Raw genomic sequence first — 16,467 nt, forward strand, 5'->3', positions numbered from 1 at the left:
CTTTTTATATCAATTCCATTAATTATATCTTCAGCAGGCTGTCAGGCCGGGGTAAATTCCGGAAACTTGCTCAGTTCGGTCTTCAGTACCGATACCATGTCAGCCTGAGCGTTTTTGCTGCGCTGCTCGCCCGGGGTGTTGCCCCATACCGGACCTGGCCAGGCCACGTCATCCTTAAAGCGGGCAATATGGTGGATGTGCAGCTGAGAGACAATATTGCCCAGCATGCCAAGGTTAAGCTTGTCCGGTTGCCAGCAGCGCTCAAGCGCGTGAGAGACGGCCTGTGATTCGGTTAAAAACTGCTGCTGCTTTTTCATTGGCAGCTGATGCAGCTCGGTCAGACCGGCTTCTTTCGGTACCAGGATAACCCATGGCACCGCGCTGTCTTTATGCAGCAGGGCAAGGCAGAGCGGAAACTCGCCGATCAGGCTGGTGTCCTTTTCCAGCTGAGGATGTAGTGAAAATTCCATAACTTACGACAGTTTGTTTTACACAGGCTTTGTTATACCATATCGCGCCATAGCGAACAGAAAAATGTGGCCCTATGAGCGACAATATCGAAAAGCATTTATATAACCCCACTTTTCAGTGGTCTTTCCTGCATCCCAAATACTGGCCGACCTGGCTGGGCATCGGTTTTGCCCTGCTGCTGGCCTTTGTGCCGTATCGCCCGCGGGATAAGTTTGCCGCCTGGCTGTCGAAGTTTTTTTCAAAGCGGGAGTCAGGGGCACTTCGCCGGGCACGTAAAAACATCGAGCTCTGTTTCCCAGAGAAGAGTGCTGAAGAACGTCAGCAACTGTTGGAAAAAATGTATGAAGTTGCGGCGCAGTTCTTCCTTGGTTATGCCGAGCTGACGGTACGCAGCAAAAAATACAATCAGAACCGCGGTGAGGTCTTTGGTGGTGAGCACCTGTTTCCCCTGCTGGAAAAAGGCGAGAAAGTGATCGCTCTGGTGCCGCACTGCTGGGCGATTGATTACACCGGAATGTACTTCTCTTCTTACGGTCATGATGTAGTGATCATGATCCGCCCGCAGAAGAACCCGATCGGTGACTGGCTGATGAACGTGCAGCGTATGCGCTACGGTGGCCGTATTGTGCCGCGTCACGCTGGCATTAAACCTTATATCCGTTCAATCAAAGATGGCTACATGGCTTACTATCTGCCGGATGAAGACCACGGTGCAGAAAATTCCGTGTTCGTGCCTTTCTTTGGCACAGAGAAAGCGACCCTGAAAGGCTTCGGCAAGATGGCACGCCTGAGCCGCGCCAAAGTGGTGCCAATGATCCCGGCTTACAACTCAGAGAAAGGCAAGTTTGAGCTGTTTATTCTGCCAGCGCTGGAGGGGTTCCCGACCGGTGATGAAGAGCAGGACGCGCGAATGATGAATCAGGCGCTCGAAGAGCTGCTGCGTGACCGGCCGGAGCAGTATATGTGGATCCTGAACCTGTTGCGTACCCGCCCGGATGGTACGGAACTCTATTAAGCCCCGATGTGAATATATGATTACGCCCCGCTTTGTCGGGGCGTTTTTTTTCAGCTTTCGCTGGTTTCCATGATCTCACCAATTTGCTGATACAGCCACTGGGTGAACGGGCTGTTTCTGTCTCTGAGATGGCAGCAGAATGCACTCTGCCTGCGAAATGTCTCCTGATAGAGCTCGTCGGGAAGCGGGTGGCTTTTAAGTGATGGTGGCAACAGCGGGGCATTGCGGCGTGATGTCACGCCAATAGTGTCGCTCTGGCGGATCAGCTCCATCATCATACTGGTATCACTGCAGCGGACGCTGACGTTTTTATCCAGCCGGTATTTCCTTATCAGCATTTCGACTTTGGATGCCTCTATATAACCGGGGATAACGGTTACGGATAAAGGATACTTTAAAACATTGTCCAGCGTCAGCGTTTTGAGAGGGTGGTCTTTGCGGGTAACCAGCATAAAGCGATCATCTGCCAGTGGTTTTTGCACCACATTTTTGTTGGTTTCCATTGGCAGATAGCTGACACCCCAGCAGCCGCGGCTGTGTTCCAGTTTTGTCAGGCTGCCCGGCTCCCACGGATGGCAGTTAACTGTCAGCGCCGGTGCCTGTTTGCTTAAGCGGGCAAGCAGAGGGGCGGCGACAGGGGCCATCAGGGCTGACGGGAAAATCAGGGTTATTTCTCCCTGCATCCGGCTGATGTCCCACTGAGCCTGATCGGTATACAAACCGTCAAGCTGATCGAGCAGCGCAGGGATTTTCCCGGCCAGTTCGGAGCATTTGGGCGTAGGTTCAAGCTGGTTTTTGCTGCGCACAAACAGCTCATCGCCAAACTGCTCCCTCAGTTTTTTCAGCATCATACTGACCGTGGGCTGGCTGACGTTGAGCTCTTTGGCGGCCGCGACTGTCTGGCGGGTATTGTGCAATACCAGCAGCAGCCGCAGCAGGTTATAGTCTTTGTTCATGATTTGCTTCGTTTATTCTGACTGAGGTCAGTCTAATTCAAAACAGCTCATAATACTGAGGTGAGTAGCCGTTTTTCATCGAATCAACCATCCGCAGCATGTGCGGAAGGGCATGACGGAAGAAGATCTGGTATCCCTCGCACAGCTGATTCAGCGGTTCATCCTGCTCTGTTTTCAGGGTGCGGTTTTTAGGGCAGCCCCCCTGACACATAGGCAGAAAATCGCAGGTCTGACACTGTGAGCTCAGCGTACTCTGTTTCATTTCACCAAACTGGCGCTGGCGATCACTGTTGACCAGTGATTTCAGCGAACTGTTACAGGTTTTACCCAGTGAATGGGTCTGATACCCAAAATGGTCACAGCTGTAGACTTCGCCATTGGCTTCCATCATCAGCTGCTGGCCACAGGTCGGGGCGTGGTGACACATCTGGCCCGGGTAATCCATCAGCACCATCAGGCAGTTCTCAAAGAACTGTACATACACTTTTGTGATATCGGCTTTGCGCCACTCATCGAACACATCACAGAGGAACCGCCCCCATTGTTTGCCACTGAGTGACCAGTCGTATTCAGAGCGTCGGTCCAGTTCATGGTCGATGCACGGCTGGAACTGCATATAGCCGCTGCCATTCTCTTTGAGGAAGCGGTAGATCTCTTTTCCACGGTGATAAGAGCAGTTGTTGATCACAGTCAGGGTGTTGAACTCCACTTTGTACTCTTTAAGCAGCGCCATTCCCTTCATGGTGCGTTCAAACGTCGACTCTCCGCGGGTATCGATCCGGCCTATGTTGTGAATGAGCTCTGGTCCGTCAATGCTGACACCAACCATAAACTTATGCCGTGCAAAGAACCGAGCCCAGTTTTCAGTGATCAGCGTGCCATTGGTCTGCATGGTATTGACGATCGCCTTCTTACCCGCATAGCGCTTTTGTTCTGCGATGGCATGTTGGTAAAACTTAAGCCCACGCATCATCGGCTCCCCGCCATGCCAGATAAAATCGACCTGGGGAGTATGTGCTGGTTGCGAACTGATATGGTCGGTAATGGTGGATCTCAGTGTATCCAGCGTCATTTTCTGGCTGGTATTCTGGTTGATGTAGTAGCAGTAGCTGCAATCTAAATTGCAGCTGCCGCCAACGGGCTTAATAAACAGGCTGTACGGCAGACAATTTGACATAAAGAGACCCTATAACTGATAGTTAAATTCGATACGATGCTCTCCGTCCGTGAAGCTTTGGTTTTGTGACCAGTTTGAGAAATAACGCATGTTGAAACGTGGGTTGAACTGATACGACAGGGCAATTTCATGCTTCAGTACGCTGCTGCTGTTTTCCATTGCAGACTCAACATAGTTTTCACTGCCTGACAGGGTGGTAAACCACATCGGGTTGTAGTTCAGCCACAGTTTGTCATTCAGTGCCAGTTTGCTGTAGGTACCTGCGACTGCGAACGTGCCGGGGAACTCATAGCCCTGGTTTCGGACGCCATTTTCATCCATTCCGTTTTGAAAGGCGACGCCCGCTCCGGCAAGAGGAAACAGCGTGAACGGCCCCATTTTGGGAAGCGCCTGAATCAGGCTGTAGGATGCGCTGCCTGACTCAGAGTTAAGGTCATACTGGACATCAATTTGAGTGCCCCGGCCATTGGTCAGGTTAGCGCTGAAATTGCGAAAGCGCAGGCTGTCCACGCTGTCATCACGCGGCTCATCCCAGCCAGTCTGACTGCCCAGAAAACCTTTGATTTCGACGATATTCATCGCTGCAGTTTCAGGATTTCTGGTGTCATAAGCATGGCCGATTTTCAGGTTCAGGCCTTTACCGGTAATGCCCGAGCCAACCTGGGTGTAAACCGACAGGGGATCCGACATGTCCTGGACTTCTTCAGCTGCAAGGCCAAATGAGCAAAGAGCAGTAAGGTAAACGATGTATTTCATGGATTAGTCTTATTATGCTGATGGCCGGTACTACAGCAGGCCTGATTGAGATTATTGTTTTTCAGACCTGATACTTTTTATCCATGCTTTCACCTTTTCTCTGTTTCAGACAGAGTACTCAGTTCGCGGATAAAAAGAGGTAACAGCCAATATTGGTTTTGCTGACAGCGCCACCCGTGGGCGGCGCTTTGTGCCTGCAGATCAGTCGATGGTGTCGTTACCCATGCCAACTCCGGTGCCTTTTTGAACCGGCGGGTAGGCTTTCAGTGACTGCTGGTACTTGCCGATCGCCTGATAGAACTCAGGCAGAACCCAGGATTTCTGCTTCATCCAGTGATACCAGCCGTGAGTATCCGGAGAGCGCTCATACGGGTCGGCTTTGATGTTGACCAGTACGCCAAACGGCCACTGTTTGGCTGGCTCGGTCCAGGTGGTTTTGGTCTTCAGGTGCACTTTCCACTGGTTGACGCGTACGGCGTTCAGACTGGTTTCGTTGTAGAAGAAGAACTCGTGACGGTTGCTCTCGCCGCCGTTGGCCAGCATATCCATTTGGTTATAGCCATCCAGGTGCGCGACACGCTTAACCCCTTCGATCTTCTCGCCTTTCAGCAGTTTCTCTTTAACGTCCGTGTCACCGGTTGCGGCCATCAGGGTAGGCAGCCAGTCTTCCGCCGACATCATGCCGTCCACGTAAGTCCCCTGAGGGAACTTTTCAGGCCAGCTTGCCAGCATAGGTACGCGGAATCCGCCGTCCCAGGTGGTGCCTTTCTGGCCGCGGAAAGAGGCTGCGCCCGCATCCGGCCAGTGATCAGTGTTTACACCATTATCTGAGGTAAACAGGATAATGGTGTTGTCCAGCTCGCCGAGAGATTCCAGTTTATCAAGCAGTACACCGACCTGATCGTCGAGCTCTTTAAGCGCATCGTAGTAAGTCGAGGTCTGGCTGGCCCCTTCGTACTCTTTGCGTACGTGGGTAATGGTGTGCATCCGCGACGGGTTAAACCACATAAAGTAAGGCTGGTCATCACTTTTAGTTTCGTGATCGTCGAGCCAGTCGGTGGCGAAGTCCAGGAACTCCTCATCGATCTGTTTCATGCGCTCTTTGCCCAGCGCGCCTTTGTCGGTGATCTTCTGTTTGCCGACCACACCAAAGCGGGGGTCTTCAGTTTTATCAAACCTGTCAGTTGCAACCGAATGGATCACGTTACGCGGAATACCGGTGAAGTTTGGATCTTTTGGAAACTCCGGTTGTTCCGGCATTTCCATTACGTTCAGGTGGTAGAGGAAACCGTAGTACTCATCAAAACCGTGCACGGTAGGCAGGTGGCTGTTGTTATCGCCAAGGTGAGACTTGCCAACGTGCACCGTCGCGTAGCCTTTTTTCTTCAGCAGCTCGGCCAGCGTCGGGGTCTCTTTTTTCAGACCCAGCTTAGAGCCCGGCTGGCCAACACCGGTCAGTCCGGAACGGAACGGGTACTGACCGGTAATAAAGGCCGCGCGGCCGGCGGTTGAGCTGCTTTGGGCATAGTAGTCACTGACCATCACACCGCGCTGTGCGATGCGGTCAATGTTCGGCGTTTTGATCGCGCCCAGGCCACGGTGATAGGCGGAAATATCCATCGGGGCTACGTCATCAAGCATGATGGTGACGATGTTCGGGGCTTTGGCCAGAGCAGGTGAGGCGGCCATAGAAGCAGAAGCCGCTATGGACAGAGCGACTGCGCTTTTTACAAATCGGACAGGACTTTTCATTGAATTTCTCCGTTATTGGAAGCTGCCAGCATAAAGAAAGCCCGGGTGAAATAGATAAATAGCGGTTATTAGCTTTTCCAATACAGGTCTATTGGATTTTCTGATTTTCGCTATTACCCAATTTAGGCAGCAGACCCCTTACCCTTACTGGTCTCTGACCAATAACAAAAGGTTTGTCATGAAAAAGAAGCTGCTGACTACTCTGGTATGTGCCTCGATGGGGGCTGTACCTGTGCTGGCATCTGCCAGCCAGACCGCTCAGATCAATCCGGAAGAAGAGCTGGCGTATAATCTTGGCGTCCAGGCATTAATTTATGGAACCGGCCCGCTGACCGTTGCTGCTGTGCGGCAGACAACCACGTCTGTGGATGCGCCAATGGACAATGCGATGGCGCCACTGAACCAGATGGGCAAGACCCGGGTACTTTCGGGGCCACAGGATCGCATCGTGCCTACGGTGAATAACGATACCCTCTATTCACAGGCGCACTATGACCTGGACAAGGCTGGTCCGATGGTACTGGAAATCCCTCAAACGGATGAGCGCTACTATATCGTTCAGCTGCTGGATGCCTACTCTGACTCGATCATGGACCTGCACAACAAAAACGCTGGCAAGAAAGGAGGCAAGTTCCTGCTGGTGAAAAAAGGCTGGAAAGGCGAAGTCCCGGAAGGTATAGCGGGGATCATTGAGTCGAGAACGTCGATGGCCTGGCTGATTCACCGTACCGGTGTTGCGGGTGAACAAGACATGGATAAAGCGCTTAAGGTACATGACGGCTTTATCAGTTATCCGGTGGCTGAACTGGGCAAAGAGCATGGCCCGGTAGAACTGGCCAAATCGACAGGCCGTATTCCGCCGATGGCAAAACCCGAGGGGCTGGAGTGGTATGCCCTGATCGACCGCGAACTGCGCAAGAACCCGCTGGCTGAAGATCAGGCGATCATCGATCAGTTCGGTTACATCGGTATCGGTGGTGAGAAGCCATTTAACCCGGATACTTTGAGTGAAGCGCAAAAACGTGGTCTGCTGCGTGCGCTGCCTGCCGCTCAGAAGATTGTCCAGTATGCGGGGCGAAGTGTCGGTACCACCAACAACGGCTGGTCGATGATGTATGAAGGCGGCCGTTACGGTCACGACTATCTGAGCCGGGCCAGTATCAACCTGCGGGCTGCCGGCCTGAATGTGCCTGAGCGCGCGCTCTATCCAAACCGCTATACCGATTCAAAAGGCATGCAACTAACCGGCGGTCATAAATACCGGATGACCATGCCTGCTGATGCTCCGGCAGAAGCGTTCTGGTCCCTGACCATGTATGACGCCAAAGATCTGTATATGGTTGAAAATGAAATTGATCGTTACTCAGTTTCAACCAACCGTCCGGATGAGCTCAAATACAATTCAGACGGCACCCTGACGGTCTGCATTCAGCATGAAAAACCTTCTGAAGAGGGCTGTAACTGGCTGCCGGCACCGGAAGATGATTTCTACCTGCACATGCGTTTGTATGAACCAACCAAAGCGGTGCTGAACAACAGCTATCCGCTGCCGCAGGTGGAGCGGATCCTGAACTGAGTCAAGCATCAAATACAAAAAAGCCCCGCAATCGCGGGGCTTTCAGTTATCAGTGAGCCTTACATGCGCTCAAGGGTATCGATACCCAGCAGAGACAGACCCTGTTTGATGGTCTTCGCAGTCAGCGCAGCCAGTTTCAGGCGGCTTTGCTTAACGGCTTCGCTTTCAGCCACCAGGATTGGGCAGGCTTCGTAGAAGCTTGAGAACTGGCCAGCCAGCTCAAACAGGTAAGCACACATCAGGTGTGGCTGACCTTCACGGGCAACGCCCAGTACGGCTTCTTCAAACTGCATCAGCTTGGCGATCAGTGCTTTCTCTTTCTCTTCGGTGATCTGGATTTCACCTTCCAGGTTGTCCATAGACACGCCTGCTTTGGCAAATACAGAAGCAACACGGGTGTAAGCGTACTGCATGTATGGTGCAGTGTTGCCTTCAAACGCCAGCATGTTGTCCCAGTCGAAGATGTAGTCAGTGGTACGGTGCTTGGAAAGGTCCGCGTACTTCACTGCTGCCATCGCAACGGTAGTCGCGATGTTAGCTTTCTCGTCGGCTGCCAGCTCAGGGTTTTTCGATTCGATCAGCTTACCGGCACGCTCTTCAGCTTCATCCAGCAGGTCAGCCAGACGAACGGTACCACCGGCACGGGTCTTGAACGGACGGCCGTCTTTGCCCAGCATCATACCGAATGCGTGGTGCTCAAGAGGCACTTCTTCCGGCACGTAACCCGCTTTGCGAACGATGCTCCATGCCTGCATCAGGTGCTGGTGCTGACGTGAGTCGATGAAGTACAGTACGCGGTCTGCGCCCAGCTCTTCGTAGCGGTATTTGGCACACGCGATGTCGGTCGTGGTGTACAGGAAGCCGCCGTCACGCTTTTGGATGATTACACCCATAGGCTCGCCGTCTTTGTTTTTGTACTCGTCCAGGAACACAACCTGAGCGCCGTCATCTTCAACCGCCAGACCTTTTTCGTTCAGGTCAGCAACGATGCCAGGGAGCATGTGGTTGTACATGCTTTCGCCCATTACGTCGTCGCGGGTCAGGGAAACGTTCAGACGGTCGTAGTTACGCTGGTTCTGGATCATGGTTACATCAACCAGTTTCTTCCACATTTCAGCACAGTACTCGTCACCACCCTGCAGTTTCACCACGTAGTTACGTGCTTTTGCTGCGAAAGCTTCGTCTTCGTCGTACAGTTTCTTGGATTCGCGGTAGAAAGCTTCCAGGTCAGAAAGCTCCATTGAGATCTCGCCAGACTCTTCCTGAACACGCTCAAGGTTTGCGATCAGCATACCGAACTGGGTACCCCAGTCACCGATGTGGTTAGCGCGGATAACTTTGTGGCCCAGGAACTCCAGGGTGCGTACTACTGCGTCACCGATGATGGTTGAGCGAAGGTGACCAACGTGCATCTCTTTTGCCACGTTTGGCGCAGAGTAGTCTGCAACGATGGTTTTGGTTTCTTCAGCTGCAACGCCCAGGCGCTCGTCAGCCAGTGCCGCTTCCGCCTGCTTGGCCAGGAACTCTTCGCTCAGGAAGATGTTGATAAAGCCAGGGCCTGCGATTTCAGTTTTGCTTGCGATACCGTCCAGATCCAGAACATCCAGCACTTTTTGTGCAAACTCTCGGGGATTGGTGCCCAGCTTTTTGGCTACACCCATCACGCCGTTGGCCTGGTAGTCACCAAACTGAGGTTTTGCAGATTGGCGTACTGCCGCAGGACTGCCTGCAGGTGCGCCAGCGGCTTCCAGAGCCTTCGATACTTTGTCATTAATTAGTGCTTGGATATTCACACGCGTTTCCTTCAATTCTGAGAATTGCTCTGTTTCTCTCTGATAATCAAAAGGCAGAGAAACTCTTGTCTGTTTTAGTTCACAAAAATGGAGGTAATCATATCAATTTTCCTCCGTGGCGAGTAGTCGGTGGAAAACTTTTTATCGAAGAATTAATAAATTCTGGTGAGTTTGGGCAGTAAAGGCGGGTTTACGCAGAGTGTGAACAGAAAAAGACGGCCGGGAGAGGGCCGTCTTTTTGACTTTTGAGAGATCGGAGTTTACCAGATCAGAACTTCAGTTCAGCGCCAAAGTAGTAGCCGTCCATGCGAACGTTCAGTTCTTTGTCAGCATTGTCTTTGAACTTGTTGTCCATGATGCGGTAGCCCGCTTTCAGGCCCAGATCCAGAGGACCCATACCGATGGTCCATTTCGCGCCGGCTTCACCGTCGAAAGTCTTGGTGCCGTCGAAGTTGCTGGTCGTGATGGTTGAGTACAGGGTTACCGGTGTCGCCGGGATAGTGAACTCCACGTCACCGTACAGCGCTGGCTGCCAGGTGTTGTCTTTTACACCGGTGAAGTGCTGCATGTTCAGACCAAAGTCCAGGCCGATCAGGTCACTGTCAAGCAGGCGGTAGTAGGCGATGTAGTCTGCCTGACGGTAAGACATGTCCAGCTTGTTTGATTTCACGTCAGTAGAACGGATTTTCGCGTTCGGGATCAGCGGCAGGAAGTGCTCAAAGCCTACGTAGTAAGAGTGCTGTGCCTGGCTTTCACCGGCATCGATGTCGTTCGCTTTTGGATTACCAACCCAGTAATCGTATCCACCTTTAATTTCAAAGGTATCACCCGGCGCCGCCTGGGCTGCAAACGGGCTTAGGGTAGCAAGGGACAGGCTGGTAACCAGCAGGGTTTTCTTGAAAGACATGGCAGTAATCTCAAATTGGAATGATTAAAAAAACGGCGTGCAATATAACAGTGCTCACTTTGGGTAAAGTCCGGGAAATGTCAGGAAATTATAAAATCTTATGTCAAACCATTAATGATGTGCCATCTGATGAATTTCAGCCTGAATAGAACCCGCTTTACTGATTCGTGTTTTTGTTTTTAAGTGGTGCTGGTACTGCGCCTTATGGCTTTGATACCATCCGGGCACAAAAAAACAAACAAAGGAAAGTCAGATGAAAAGCCAACTTGAGCAGGCCGGTCTCCTGCCATCACAAATGCAGGCCAGCCTGCCGGAATTTATCGGCCAGATTTGCTCGCTGGCGCAAAAGCTCGGGCTGGAGCTCTCTTCATTTCAGGCCGATCACCTGGCGCTGCGTATCAACAGCCAGGAGCTGGCAGAAGCTGCCCATCAGGCCTGGCTGGAACATGGTAACGAGATCTCGCGTGCGCAGATCAACGGCAGACCGATCATTGTGATTGAGTTTGATAAGCCGCTTGATGCCGGAGACTGGAGCATTGAATGCCTGGAGCTGCCGTATCCGGCTGAGGGCAAGCTGTACCCTCAGCAGAGCTGGGAGCACGTGGAGTTTGTTATCCCGTCACAGGCGCAAAGCGCAGAAGCGTTTTTTGCTGAGCTGAAGCAGCGTTTTACCGGACTTGAAGACGCGCTGGTGGCGCACCCGGAAGTGAAAGTCAAACTCTCCAGCCCGAAAGGGGAGGGCGAGCGCCTGAACAACCCGACCGCGGCGTTTAAACTGGATGGGGTGTGTATCAAACTCCACCCTCACTCCCTGAAAGCGATCGTCGCTTCAGAACGCGGAGAGTAATACGTTGCAGGGATTTTTATCCCTGCAACTGTTTTTGTTTCTCCTCCAGCAGCAGCTGAATTTCTTTCTGATGAACCGAGCAGTTTTCCAGTGCCTGGGCTGAGGTTTTGATCGCCGAGGTTACCGAAGAAAGGTTGGTGGTGACTTTTACCGTCGCCTGCTGCACCGGGCGCAGAATAAACCAGTAGATCCCCACCAGGGTGCCCAGCACCGCCAGCAGTGACAGGCACAGAAACAGCAGGATCTTAAATTCCAGATCGCGCATAAAGTCCTGACCGGTCCGGTTCAGCGCCTGTGCGGAAGTTTCGATGTTCTGAGGCAGGCTCTCCAGTGACTGCTGAGTAACGGCAATCAGCTGATTGACACTGTCGACCGTGCTTTCCAGCTTGGTCTGTTGCTCAGGTGTCAGGCCGGCATTGTTGGCGACAGCGTTGAGTGAATCTGCCACTGCGAGCAGTGATTCGCTGGTGTGATTAATCGAGCGCTCAATACCATCCAGCTCAAGGCTCATATTAATATTGACCAGCGCCTGCCCGGTTTCCTGTGGTGTCTTCGGCTGCTCTTGTTGGGCTGCCGCCAGACAGGAGATAAGCAGCATAAAAAATCCGATAGCTCGCAAAGGGTTACTCCGGTAAGGGGTTTAAGTTGGGTTAAATGTAGAGGGTATTCATCTCGGATACCACTCAGAGCAGTGCCTGCGGGCATGAAAAAGGGAGCCACGGCTCCCTTTTGGGTTTTTATATCAGCTTACAGAATGACGGTCTTGTTCCCATAAACAAACACATGGTCATTAACGACCTTGTTCAGTGCCTTGCTCAGTACGTTCTTTTCAACGTCACGACCGGCCTGGGCCATATCGGTGGCGCTGAAGTTATGGTCGACCGGAATTACGTCCTGCTTGATGATTGGGCCTTCGTCCAGATCGTTGGTGACAAAGTGGGCGGTAGCACCGATGATTTTCACCCCGCGGTCAAACGCCTGCTGGTATGGCTTGGCACCGATAAATGCAGGCAGGAAGCTGTGGTGAATGTTGATGATACGGTGGTGATATTTTTCCACAAAACCAGCGGTCAGTACGCGCATGTATTTGGCCAGTACCAGATAGTCTGCGTCATACTGATCAATGGCTTCCAGCATTTTCGCTTCGTGTTCTTCGCGGCTCAGCCCTTCGTGGGATACGCAGTGGTACGGAATACCGAATTTCTCGGTCAGGTCCTGGAGAATGTCGTAGTTACCGACTACCGCGGCGATCTCTACGTCCAGGCTGCCGTCGAAGTTCTTCATCAGAATATCGCCCAGACAGTGGGCTTCTTTGGTCACCAGAATCACCACTCGCTTGCGTGAAGAGTCGATCAGGCGGCGTTTGGCACCTTCAGGCAGGGCCTGGTCCAGGTCGGCCAGCAGGGTATGATCATTAAAGTAACCTTCCAGCTCGGTACGCATAAAAAAGTGACCGCTGGAGTTATCCACGTATTCGTTATTGTGGATGATATTCAGCTGGTGTTTGTAACAGATGTTGGTGATCTTAGCGATAAGACCCGGCGCATCATTGCAATGGGTTAACAGGGTTTTCTTTTCCATTTACCTACTACTTCCTTGTTATATATGCAGCTCAATGACTGCTTATTTCTTTTATCAGATAAATAAATATCTTTGCGACTCAGATGGGCTTTATAACGGTTGAAACGGGCGCTGACGCGCATTTCAACAGCTATAATTAAACTATATTGGAGTTGGTTTCAACGGGTTCAGCATCCTTATACCGGGCCCGCTGAAGATTTCTGAACTGATTAGACCTAAGGTGATGCTTATGGACAAAGACCTGTTAGCCCGCAGATTGTACGCAGAACGTGTGAGTGAATTGATGGGAGATCACGAAATCGATGAAGCCCAGCTGAGTCAGCTGTGGGAAAGTCGCGCCACTCCGGCGGAAGCAGCCAAAGCCCTGATGAACGAGGATCATTTCGAAGGCCCTGCGTGGCTGGAACGCTATCTGCACCGTAACCGTTAATACTGAGCCTGTTAACTTTTGTGCCAGCCGCCGGTGTGAGCCCGGCGGTGCATGGCTTACTCTCCGTTCTGTCACTAAACCCGGCCACAGCGCGAAATGGTAACCCCCGGCAAAACCTGCCATAATTCCAGCCCGTTTATATTTTGATTTCATGACTATGATCGCCAAAACCTTCTCGGCGCAGGGTGCGCTGGGTAAAGCAATTTCCGGATTTCAGCCGCGTCAGGCTCAGCTCGATATGGCTGAAGCGGTCGCGGATGCGATCAAACATGAATCTCAGCTGGTGGTGGAAGCGGGAACGGGTACCGGTAAGACATTTGCTTATCTGGTCCCGGCGCTGCTGAGCGGCAAAAAAACCATCATCAGTACCGGCTCTAAAAACCTCCAGGAGCAGCTGTTTCACCGCGATCTACCGCTGATGGTCAATGCGCTGGGTTTTCATGGCCAGGTGGCGCTGCTGAAAGGGCGGGCCAATTACCTGTGTCTGGACCGTCTCAGCCGCCAGATGGTGGAAAGCCATGGCGTGCACGCCGACCCGACTCTGCTCAGCCAGCTGGTCAAAGTCCGCAGCTGGGCATCGGAAACCAAAACCGGTGATCTCGGCGAATGTGACGATTTGGCCGAAGACAGCATGGTGATTCCGACGATCACTTCCAGTAACGATAACTGCCTCGGCAAAGACTGCCCCAGCTATCAGGACTGCTTTGTGCTCAAAGCGCGCAAAAAAGCCATGGACTCGGACGTGGTGGTAGTCAACCACCACCTGTTTCTGGCTGACCTTGCGATCAAAGAGACCGGCTTTGGCGAGCTGATCCCTGAGGGGGATGTGTTCATCTTCGATGAAGCGCACCAGCTGCCGGATATTGCCAGTCAGTATTTTGGCTCATCGGTCTCCAGCCGTCAGATCCAGGAGCTGAGCAAGGACATTGAAATTGGCTATCGTACCGAAGCCAAAGACATGGCTCAGCTGCAGAAAGTGGCTGACCGGCTGGTGTCAGCAGCGATGGACCTGCGCATCGTGCTCGGTGAGCCGGGTTTTCGCGGCAACTGGCGTGAAGCGCTTCGTTCACCGTCGATTACCCGCGAGATGGTTCGTCTGCAGGATACCCTTGAGCTTGCGATAGACGTACTCAAAGTCGCACTTGGCCGCAGTCAGCTGCTCGATACTGCATTTGAACGCGCCAATGCGATTAAAGCCCGCATCGACCGGGTGTGCGATGTGGACATCACCGGCTACTCCTACTGGTATGAGTGTACGCCTCGTCACTTTGCCCTGCACATCACACCGCTGTCGGTAGCGGACAAGTTTCATGAGCAGATCACCCAAAAGCAGGGCGCGTGGATCTTTACCTCTGCAACACTGGCGGTGCAGGATGATTTTGGTCACTTTACCCATCGCCTTGGCCTGACACCCAAACAGCAGTTTTCCCTGCCAAGTCCGTTTGACTACCAAAATCAGGCCCGGTTGTGTGTGCCGCGCTATCTGCCTGAACCCAACAGTCCGGGTATGGCGGACAGGCTGGCTAAGATGCTCGGGCCACTTATTGAACAAAATAACGGCCGCTGTTTCTTTTTGTGTACCTCTCACGCTATGATGCGCGACCTTGCAGAGCGCTTTCGTGACCAGCTTTCCATCCCCGTGCTGATGCAGGGGGAGACCAGCAAACAGAAACTGCTGGCCGAGTTTATGGAGCTGGGTAACGCGCTGCTGGTGGCAACCGGCGCCTTTTGGGAAGGCATCGACGTTAGAGGCGATGCGCTCAGCTGTGTTATTATCGACAAATTGCCTTTCACCGCGCCTGATGACCCTTTGCTCAAAGCGCGGATTGAAGACTGCCGACTCAGCGGCGGCGAACCTTTTGCCCAGGTTCAGCTGCCTGACGCGGTGATCACCCTGAAGCAGGGCGTGGGTCGCCTTATCCGTGACAAAATGGATAAAGGTGCGCTGATCATCTGCGATAACCGGCTGGTAACCCGGGATTACGGGGCAGTGTTTTTACAAAGTCTGCCGCCGATACCAAGAACAAGAGACCTGGAGCGGGTGAGTGATTTCCTCCGCTGCGCTCAACAAACTGAACAAACCGAGATCTGACTCCGAATGAAAATTCTTGCTTTAGATACCGCAACAGAGAACTGCTCTGTTGCCCTGCTGATTGATGGACAACTGTACAGCCGCAGCCAGGTAGCGCCGCGTGACCACACCAAACTGGTGCTGCCGATGGTGGATGAAGTGCTGGCTGAAGCGGGCATTGCCCTTGCGGATGTGGATGCGCTGGCATTTGGCCGCGGGCCGGGCAGCTTTACTGGTGTACGTATTGGCATCGGAATTGCACAAGGATTAGCATACGGCGCAGATCTGCCGATGATTGGCGTATCGACCCTGGAAGCCATGGCGCAGGCCAGCTACCGTCTGCACGGTGCAACAGAGGCCGCGGTGGCGATCGACGCACGTATGGACGAAGTTTACTGGGGCCGTTTCAGCCGCCAGGAAAATGGCACCTGGCAGGCAGTTGAGCCGGAATGTGTCATTCCGCCAGCGGCACTGGCCGAAGTGGTGGCGGGGGATGAAAAAACCTGGACGACCGCCGGTACGGGATGGGCTGCTTACGAAGAGGCCCTGTCAGCATTGTCACTAAGCCGTTCGGAAGGTGAAGTGCTGTACCCGGAGGCGCAGGATATGGCGTACCTGGCTCAGTTTGAGCTGGACAATGCCGTCAGCGCCGAAGAAGCGAGCCCGGTTTACCTGCGCGATAAAGTCGCGTGGAAGAAACTGCCAGGCCGCGAGTAATTAGTAAATAACGGTGAGGTCTTTTTCAGCCGGACAAGCCTTCACCGGATAACGGAGCATACATGGTATCGATTCAGGGGCTGCCCCCTGCGAGAATAGGCCAGACCAGCAAGGCCAAAAACAAATCCCGGGTCAAAAAAGACCAGGGAAAAGAGCCGGTCGGCCAGCCGAGTAAGGTTGCCAATGCGGTGGCCCAGACCATCCGTCACCTCGATGAATCCCAGCTCCACGATTCCCGTATCCAGTACGACCTGCCTGAAGGCCGTGGCCGAAAAGCCATGGAAGAGTATATGGACGTGATGAACCAGGCCCGCCGCGAGGAACTGGCTCAGCTTCTTGGTGTCGATATCTATATCTGACAGGTCAGATTCTCTTACAACCTGCCCGCTTTTTCGTCTTAATTCCCTGATATAATTGA

Annotated in this window: 16 protein-coding genes; 7 read left to right on the top strand and 9 right to left on the bottom strand. The window is 52.8% G+C overall.

Annotated features, from left to right (window positions below):
* Positions 1–41 precede the first annotated feature (41 nt).
* On the bottom strand, positions 42–470 hold the full coding sequence (locus ACVB80_RS20350) for an HIT domain-containing protein (protein WP_481083119.1): 429 nt from the start codon (positions 468–470) through the stop codon (positions 42–44).
* A gap of 74 nt (positions 471–544) precedes the next feature.
* Here ACVB80_RS20350 and lpxM point away from each other — a divergent pair, with 74 nt between their 5' ends.
* Positions 545–1,486: a lauroyl-Kdo(2)-lipid IV(A) myristoyltransferase gene (gene lpxM / locus ACVB80_RS20355; protein ID WP_481083120.1), complete on the top strand. Its 942-nt coding sequence runs from the start codon at positions 545–547 to the stop codon at positions 1,484–1,486.
* 50 nt (positions 1,487–1,536) lie between these two features.
* Here the strand turns inward: lpxM and ACVB80_RS20360 are convergent, their stop codons facing one another.
* The 4 genes from ACVB80_RS20360 to ACVB80_RS20375 all read right to left on the bottom strand — a co-directional run bounded on the left by ACVB80_RS20360 (position 1,537) and on the right by ACVB80_RS20375 (position 6,127).
* Positions 1,537–2,442, bottom strand: coding sequence for a LysR family transcriptional regulator (locus ACVB80_RS20360; RefSeq protein ID WP_481083121.1), 906 nt, complete (start codon positions 2,440–2,442; stop codon positions 1,537–1,539).
* Between the two features lie 37 nt (positions 2,443–2,479).
* Positions 2,480–3,619 carry an anaerobic sulfatase maturase gene (locus tag ACVB80_RS20365; RefSeq protein WP_481083122.1) on the bottom strand — a complete coding sequence of 380 codons (1,140 nt, stop codon included), beginning with the start codon at positions 3,617–3,619 and terminating at the stop codon, positions 2,480–2,482.
* A gap of 9 nt (positions 3,620–3,628) precedes the next feature.
* Positions 3,629–4,375, bottom strand: coding sequence for a hypothetical protein (locus ACVB80_RS20370; RefSeq protein ID WP_481083123.1), 747 nt, complete (start codon positions 4,373–4,375; stop codon positions 3,629–3,631).
* A gap of 201 nt (positions 4,376–4,576) precedes the next feature.
* Positions 4,577–6,127: a sulfatase-like hydrolase/transferase gene (locus ACVB80_RS20375; RefSeq protein ID WP_481083124.1), complete on the bottom strand. Its 1,551-nt coding sequence runs from the start codon at positions 6,125–6,127 to the stop codon at positions 4,577–4,579.
* 178 nt (positions 6,128–6,305) lie between these two features.
* Here ACVB80_RS20375 and ACVB80_RS20380 point away from each other — a divergent pair, with 178 nt between their 5' ends.
* The gene (locus ACVB80_RS20380) at positions 6,306–7,703 is read left to right on the top strand and encodes a DUF1254 domain-containing protein (protein ID WP_481083125.1); all 1,398 of its coding nucleotides are present in this window, start codon (positions 6,306–6,308) and stop codon (positions 7,701–7,703) included.
* A gap of 59 nt (positions 7,704–7,762) precedes the next feature.
* On the opposite strand, the gene argS is transcribed toward ACVB80_RS20380, so the two are convergent.
* Both argS and ACVB80_RS20390 read right to left on the bottom strand, forming a co-directional pair.
* Positions 7,763–9,496 (bottom strand): arginine--tRNA ligase, encoded by a 1,734-nt coding sequence (gene argS, locus ACVB80_RS20385; RefSeq protein ID WP_481083126.1) that lies wholly within the window; start codon positions 9,494–9,496, stop codon positions 7,763–7,765.
* Between the two features lie 268 nt (positions 9,497–9,764).
* On the bottom strand, positions 9,765–10,403 hold the full coding sequence (locus tag ACVB80_RS20390; RefSeq protein WP_481083127.1) for a TIGR04219 family outer membrane beta-barrel protein: 639 nt from the start codon (positions 10,401–10,403) through the stop codon (positions 9,765–9,767).
* A gap of 253 nt (positions 10,404–10,656) precedes the next feature.
* On the opposite strand from ACVB80_RS20390, the gene ACVB80_RS20395 reads away from it, so the two are divergent.
* Positions 10,657–11,250, top strand: a complete 594-nt coding sequence (locus tag ACVB80_RS20395; protein WP_481083128.1) for a VOC family protein — start codon at positions 10,657–10,659, stop codon at positions 11,248–11,250.
* Between the two features lie 16 nt (positions 11,251–11,266).
* Here ACVB80_RS20395 and ACVB80_RS20400 read toward each other — a convergent pair whose 3' ends face one another.
* Positions 11,267–11,869 carry a hypothetical protein gene (locus ACVB80_RS20400; protein ID WP_481083129.1) on the bottom strand — a complete coding sequence of 201 codons (603 nt, stop codon included), beginning with the start codon at positions 11,867–11,869 and terminating at the stop codon, positions 11,267–11,269.
* Between the two features lie 128 nt (positions 11,870–11,997).
* Complete coding sequence (gene purU, locus ACVB80_RS20405) at positions 11,998–12,831, bottom strand: formyltetrahydrofolate deformylase (protein ID WP_481083130.1); 834 nt, start codon at positions 12,829–12,831, stop codon at positions 11,998–12,000.
* 229 nt (positions 12,832–13,060) lie between these two features.
* Here purU and ACVB80_RS20410 point away from each other — a divergent pair, with 229 nt between their 5' ends.
* The 4 genes from ACVB80_RS20410 to ACVB80_RS20425 all read left to right on the top strand — a co-directional run bounded on the left by ACVB80_RS20410 (position 13,061) and on the right by ACVB80_RS20425 (position 16,408).
* Positions 13,061–13,261 (top strand): hypothetical protein, encoded by a 201-nt coding sequence (locus ACVB80_RS20410; protein ID WP_481083131.1) that lies wholly within the window; start codon positions 13,061–13,063, stop codon positions 13,259–13,261.
* Between the two features lie 157 nt (positions 13,262–13,418).
* Positions 13,419–15,353 (top strand): DNA repair helicase YoaA, encoded by a 1,935-nt coding sequence (gene yoaA, locus ACVB80_RS20415; RefSeq protein ID WP_481083132.1) that lies wholly within the window; start codon positions 13,419–13,421, stop codon positions 15,351–15,353.
* A 6-nt stretch (positions 15,354–15,359) separates the two neighbouring features.
* Positions 15,360–16,049, top strand: a complete 690-nt coding sequence (tsaB, locus tag ACVB80_RS20420) for a tRNA (adenosine(37)-N6)-threonylcarbamoyltransferase complex dimerization subunit type 1 TsaB (protein WP_481083133.1) — start codon at positions 15,360–15,362, stop codon at positions 16,047–16,049.
* Positions 16,050–16,111: 62 nt separating this feature from the next.
* Positions 16,112–16,408: a chromosome partitioning protein ParA gene (locus tag ACVB80_RS20425; protein ID WP_481083134.1), complete on the top strand. Its 297-nt coding sequence runs from the start codon at positions 16,112–16,114 to the stop codon at positions 16,406–16,408.
* Positions 16,409–16,467: the final 59 nt, after the last annotated feature.

It is taken from the genome of Vibrio sp. 9-16B-A1 (genome assembly GCF_056726165.1).

What these genes read in the sequence shown, in the direction of transcription:
- ACVB80_RS20350 (WP_481083119.1), bottom strand. Translation starts at nt 470, where the DNA reads ATGGAATTTTCACTACATCCTCAGCTGGAAAAGGACACCAGCCTGATC.
- lpxM (WP_481083120.1), top strand. Translation starts at nt 545, where the DNA reads ATGAGCGACAATATCGAAAAGCATTTATATAACCCCACTTTTCAGTGG.
- ACVB80_RS20360 (WP_481083121.1), bottom strand. Translation starts at nt 2,442, where the DNA reads ATGAACAAAGACTATAACCTGCTGCGGCTGCTGCTGGTATTGCACAAT.
- ACVB80_RS20365 (WP_481083122.1), bottom strand. Translation starts at nt 3,619, where the DNA reads ATGTCAAATTGTCTGCCGTACAGCCTGTTTATTAAGCCCGTTGGCGGC.
- ACVB80_RS20370 (WP_481083123.1), bottom strand. Translation starts at nt 4,375, where the DNA reads ATGAAATACATCGTTTACCTTACTGCTCTTTGCTCATTTGGCCTTGCA.
- ACVB80_RS20375 (WP_481083124.1), bottom strand. Translation starts at nt 6,127, where the DNA reads ATGAAAAGTCCTGTCCGATTTGTAAAAAGCGCAGTCGCTCTGTCCATA.
- ACVB80_RS20380 (WP_481083125.1), top strand. Translation starts at nt 6,306, where the DNA reads ATGAAAAAGAAGCTGCTGACTACTCTGGTATGTGCCTCGATGGGGGCT.
- ACVB80_RS20390 (WP_481083127.1), bottom strand. Translation starts at nt 10,403, where the DNA reads ATGTCTTTCAAGAAAACCCTGCTGGTTACCAGCCTGTCCCTTGCTACC.
- ACVB80_RS20395 (WP_481083128.1), top strand. Translation starts at nt 10,657, where the DNA reads ATGAAAAGCCAACTTGAGCAGGCCGGTCTCCTGCCATCACAAATGCAG.
- purU (WP_481083130.1), bottom strand. Translation starts at nt 12,831, where the DNA reads ATGGAAAAGAAAACCCTGTTAACCCATTGCAATGATGCGCCGGGTCTT.
- ACVB80_RS20410 (WP_481083131.1), top strand. Translation starts at nt 13,061, where the DNA reads ATGGACAAAGACCTGTTAGCCCGCAGATTGTACGCAGAACGTGTGAGT.
- yoaA (WP_481083132.1), top strand. Translation starts at nt 13,419, where the DNA reads ATGATCGCCAAAACCTTCTCGGCGCAGGGTGCGCTGGGTAAAGCAATT.
- tsaB (WP_481083133.1), top strand. Translation starts at nt 15,360, where the DNA reads ATGAAAATTCTTGCTTTAGATACCGCAACAGAGAACTGCTCTGTTGCC.
- ACVB80_RS20425 (WP_481083134.1), top strand. Translation starts at nt 16,112, where the DNA reads ATGGTATCGATTCAGGGGCTGCCCCCTGCGAGAATAGGCCAGACCAGC.